Source organism: Longimicrobium sp., assembly GCF_036554565.1.
Lineage (GTDB): Bacteria > Gemmatimonadota > Gemmatimonadetes > Longimicrobiales > Longimicrobiaceae > Longimicrobium.
In genome coordinates this window covers 1-4,640 of record NZ_DATBNB010000333.1, presented here as the reverse complement: position 1 = coordinate 4,640, position 4,640 = coordinate 1, and the positions used below count along the sequence as shown (strand labels likewise).

The window sequence follows — 4,640 nt, the reverse complement described above, 5'->3', positions numbered from 1 at the left end:
TCCCGGCGCCACCGTGGCAAAGGCGGGGCAATGAGAAAAAATCAGCTCACTTCCACCCTGATGACCGGGGTGCTGGTCACCTGCGCCGTGCTCATCACGGCGGCGGTGGTCAAACGCGAGTTCCTCCCGTCCGCCGCCGCGGCGCCCGGCCCCGACCTGCGGCCCCGGAAGCTGCAGAACACGGCCGCCCTGGCGCAGACAGGCCAGGTGATGGGCCGCCCGGACGCACCAGTGAAGATCGTGGAGTTCTCCGACTTCCAGTGCCCGTTCTGCGCCCGCGCGCAGGAGGTCATCGAAAAGGTCAGGCGCCGGCACCCGGACCGGGTCGCGGTGGTGTTCCGGCACTTTCCGCTGGACGCCATCCACCCGCACGCCCGCACCGCCGCGATGGCGTCGGAATGCGCGGCCGAGCAGGGCCGGTTCCACGCGTACCACGACGCACTCTTCGCGCGGCAGGACTCCATCGGTACCCGCGCGTGGGAGGCGTTCGCGGCCGACGCGGGGCTGCGCGACCTCCCTGCGTTCCGCCAGTGCGTGGACTCACGCAGGCACGCGGGGGCGGTGGAGCGCGACGCGCGGGTGGCGGCCGAGCTGGGGCTGCAGGTTACCCCGTCCCTCATCGTGAACGGGGAGCTGCGCCCCGGCCTGCCCACGGAGGAAGACCTTGAGCGCTGGGTGCTCGCCGGCGGGCGCTGACGAGGCGCGGTCGGCGGACGGTGAGGGCCAGCTCAGCCGCCGCGCCTTCCTCCACCATGCCGCGACCCTGGCCGCGGGAGCCTGGGCGGCGCGGTGCAGGGACGGGGCGGCCCCCGCGAAGGCGCCCGCTTCGGTAGAAATCCTGGTGATAGGCGCGGGGCTCGCGGGGTTGGCCGCGGCGCGGGAGCTGGAGCGGAGCGGGCACGACGTGCTGGTCCTGGAGGCGCGCGGGCGGCCCGGCGGGCGCGTGCTGACGCTGCGGGAGCCCTTCGACGACGGGCTGTACGCCGAGGCAGGCGCGGTCTTCGTCCCCGCGCACCACCACCACACCATCACCGCCGCGCGCGAGCACGGCGTGGCGCTCGTTCCCGCGTTCGACCGGCGCCGCGCGGCGCGCCAATGGTTCCACGTGGCGGGCCGGCTCGTGCGCGCGGATGCGAAGGGACAGGTCCCATGGCCGCTGCCGCTTCCACCCGCCGAACAGGGCATGTCGCCCGGCGCGCTCCAGGAGCGGTATCTCGGGCGGCTGATCCAGCGCCTGGGCGACCCGGCGCATCCGTCGTGGCCGGGGGAAGCGGCGCTGGCGTACGATGCAGTGAGCCTCGCCGACCTGCTGCGCCGCGAAGGAGCCTCGGAGAACGCGATCGCGATCGCGCGGCTGGGCTACCTGGACGAGTGGGGCGACGGGATCGACCATGTATCCGCCCTGGGAATGCTGCGCGACCTCGCGATCAACGGGCGCGGCCACGACGCATTCTCCGTCCAGGGCGGAACCGACCGGCTGCCCCGCGCCATGGCGGCCAAGCTGGCGGGACGGATCCGCTACGGCGCCGCGGTCACCGCCATCCACCGGGGAAGGCGGGGGGTGGAGGTGGAATACATGGAGGGCGGCGTACCACGGACGGCAAGGGCACGTCGGCTGGTTTGCGCGATCCCCTTCCCCGCGTTGCGCACCGTCCGGACATCTCCCCCGTGGACGGCGGGCAAGCAGGCCGCCATCCACGGACTGCCCTCGACATCGGTGACGCGCGTGTACCTGCAGGTCGGGCGCCGGTTCTGGGACGAGGACGCCCCGGCCAGCTCGCCGACGGACCTGCCCATCATGCTGGCGGCCGAAGCCAGCCGCGGTCAGCCGGGCGGGCGCGCCATCCTGGAAGCGTTCATCACCGGCGCGCGGGCGCGGGAGGTGGAACGAATGGCACCAGCAGACCGCGTCTCGTTCGCGGCCGGGCACATGGAGCGCATCTATCCCGGCTTGAAACGGCACCTGGAGCGCGGCGCATCGTATGGCTGGGACGGCGACCCGTGGTCCCGCGGCGACTATGCATGGTTCCGTCCCGGGCAGGTGCGACGATTCCTTCCGCACCTGGCCGTGCCCGAGGGCCGCGTGCACTTCGCGGGCGACCACACCTCCACCTCGCCCGGGTGGATGAATGGCGCGCTGGAGTCGGCCTTTAGGGCCGCGGATGAGATCAGGGCAGTCGGAGAATGAACCAGCAGGGCGGGGGAAACATTCCGTTCCGTCGGAAGGGAATGGAGCCGGGTGCGCACGAAACGGGGGCGCGAGGTAAGCCTCTGGAACCGAAGTGTTTGCGCAGATGGCGGCGGAATGTGGTACGATCACGGCCCGCCGCTTGCGGCAGCATCCGTGACCCGCGCGACCGTCCTGTGTCTCCGGAACAGTCAGGACATCCCGCGTTCTTCCCCTCGTGGTCTTCCAAAGAGGTACCCCATGCCGCAGTACCGCACCCGTACAACTTGTCGACCCGCGCTGCCCTGCACCGCTCTCGCACTCGGCGCTGTCCTGGCCGCGTGCGGCCCGGACGCTCCCTCCGGGAACGGGAGCAACCTGCCGGGAGCCGAGCAGCGGGAGAACGCCCGGCTGACCCTGACGGAGCTCTTCCGGACCGACGAGTCCGTGGCGCTCACCGCCGTGCAGGGCGTGGACGTGGACTCGCGGGGACAGTTGTACATCGGCGACTGGGGCAACCCGGCCGTCATCGTGCTCTCGCCCGAGGGCCGGATGGTCCGGCGGATCGGGGGCAAGGGCCAGGGCCCTGGCGAGTTCGCCAACATCTCGGGGGTGCAGGTGCTCCCCGGCGACAGCCTGCAGGTGTACGACGTTCAGCAGGACCGCCTGACGGTATTCGCCCCGGGTGGCGACGAGGTCGCGTACACCGTCGACATGTCGGCGGAGGGCGGCATCGCCCACGGCGTGCAGCGGGTTCCCGGGACGGACCGGCTGGTGGCCGTGTACCGCCGCCCGTTCGATTCGCGAGAAAGCTCCGGCGCCGACGCCGGGCGCAGCGACGTGGTCCGCGTGCTGACCGTTGGCCGCCAGACCGTGCGTGACTCCCTGCTGGTGTACCCGTCGCCCGAGGCGCTGGTGCTGCGCGCGGCCGGTGCCGTGTCCGTGACCGGCAATCCGTTCGGGCGCCAGGCCATCGTGCGGGTGGGCTCCGACGGGCGCGTGTATCACGCGTACACCGACACGCTTGCCGTTCGTGTGACGACGCTGGACGGCAAGAGCGCGGGCGGCTTTACGCTGCGAAACGATGCGCCGCAGGTGACGGATGAAGACGTGGCCCGCGCCGTCACTGCTCTTGGCCCGCGCGGCGCCCGCTTCCGCAGCGCGGTGGAAGAGGCCGCGCCGCGCACCTGGCCGGCCATGCGCACGTTCGTGATGGACGATCGCGGCCGCGCCTGGATCGGGCTGCCTTCGGCCGAGGGCCAGCCATCGGAATGGCTCGTGTACCAGGCCGACGGGCGGTTCGTCGGCTCGGCCCAGCTTCCCGCGGGAAGCACGGTGATGCGTGTCGCGGGCTCGCGGCTCATCGCCCTTTACACGGACGAACTGGACGTTCCCAGGCTGGTGGCCTATCGCGTGGACGACGCCCGCTGACCTCCCGGTACCCTCACGAGACATTCCCACCCGGGAGGAGCCCTTCATGATCAAGTCGCATCGTACGCCCGCCTGCGCGCGCGCGGCGGCAAGTTCGCCACGGCTGCTGGCCGCGGAATCCCTTCGCTTCGCCGCCCTGGCGGCCGGGCATGGGTATCCGGTGCTGATCGTCGGCGAAACGGGATCGGGCAAGACCCACCTGGCCCGGATCATCCACGAGTCGGGGCCCCGCGCCGCGGGGCCGTTCGTCCGCGTCAACTGTGCGGCCATCCCCGAGTCGCTGTTCGAGCGCGAACTGTTCGGGCACGTTCGGGGGGCGTTCACCGGGGCGCAGGAGGCGTCCGCGGGGTTCCTGGAGGCGGCGCACGGCGGCACCCTGTTCCTGGACGAGATCGGCGAACTGCCGCTTTCGCTCCAGCCCAAGCTGCTGGCCGTCCTGGAAGAAGCCGTATTCCGCCGCCTGGGCTGCACCCGGGAAACGGTCGTGGACGTGCGGGTGGTCGTCGCCACCAACCGCGACCTCCCGGCCATGGTGCGCGCCGGCACCTATCGCCAGGACCTGTACTTTCGATGTTCGGCATTCCAGCACAGCGTGCCTCCGCTGCGCGACCGGAAGAAGACGTTCGAAGACATCGTCGACGAGCTGCTCGCCCGCAACGCGGCCCCGGACGCTCCCCCGGTATGCGTGAGCCAGCTCACCCAGGCGCGCCTGCGCGCGCACAACTGGCCGGGGAACGTCCGCGAGCTGGAGAACGTACTCCGGTACGCCATGATCGCCGCGGGCGAAGGCCCGCTGGAGCCACGCCACCTTCCCGATCCGCTCTGCACCTGCCCGTCGGCCAGGAGCACCTCCGCCGCCGACGAGGCGGGCCCGGCGCCGAGGTACCATGCACCGACCAGCGAGGCCGACGAGGTGGAGCTGATCCGCGAAGCACTGCGGCTGGAAGGGGGAAACCGCACCTGGGCGGCCCGGCGCCTGGGCATGTCGCGCACCGCCCTGTGGATGAAGCTGCGCATCTATTCCCGCCAGCTCGGCGCCGAG

The 4,640-nt window shown here is 71.8% G+C and carries 4 protein-coding genes; all 4 read left to right on the top strand.

What is annotated here, in order from left to right:
• Window positions 1-30: 30 nt before the first annotated feature.
• Window positions 31-696, top strand: a complete 666-nt coding sequence (locus VIB55_RS09470) for a DsbA family protein (RefSeq protein ID WP_331876405.1) — start codon at window positions 31-33, stop codon at window positions 694-696.
• Window positions 665-2,188, top strand: coding sequence for an NAD(P)/FAD-dependent oxidoreductase (locus tag VIB55_RS09465; RefSeq protein WP_331876404.1), 1,524 nt, complete (start codon window positions 665-667; stop codon window positions 2,186-2,188). Before VIB55_RS09470 ends, VIB55_RS09465 begins: the two co-directional genes overlap by 32 nt.
• Before the next feature lie 240 nt (window positions 2,189-2,428).
• Window positions 2,429-3,598, top strand: coding sequence for a 6-bladed beta-propeller (locus VIB55_RS09460; protein WP_331876403.1), 1,170 nt, complete (start codon window positions 2,429-2,431; stop codon window positions 3,596-3,598).
• 46 nt (window positions 3,599-3,644) lie between these two features.
• Window positions 3,645-4,640: sigma 54-interacting transcriptional regulator (locus tag VIB55_RS09455; RefSeq protein ID WP_331876402.1), on the top strand; the 996-nt coding region annotated here is incomplete at its 3' end.

Coding starts and splice junctions, on each gene's coding strand:
- VIB55_RS09470 (WP_331876405.1), top strand. CDS start 31: ATGAGAAAAAATCAGCTCACTTCCACCCTGATGACCGGGGTGCTGGTC.
- VIB55_RS09460 (WP_331876403.1), top strand. CDS start 2,429: ATGCCGCAGTACCGCACCCGTACAACTTGTCGACCCGCGCTGCCCTGC.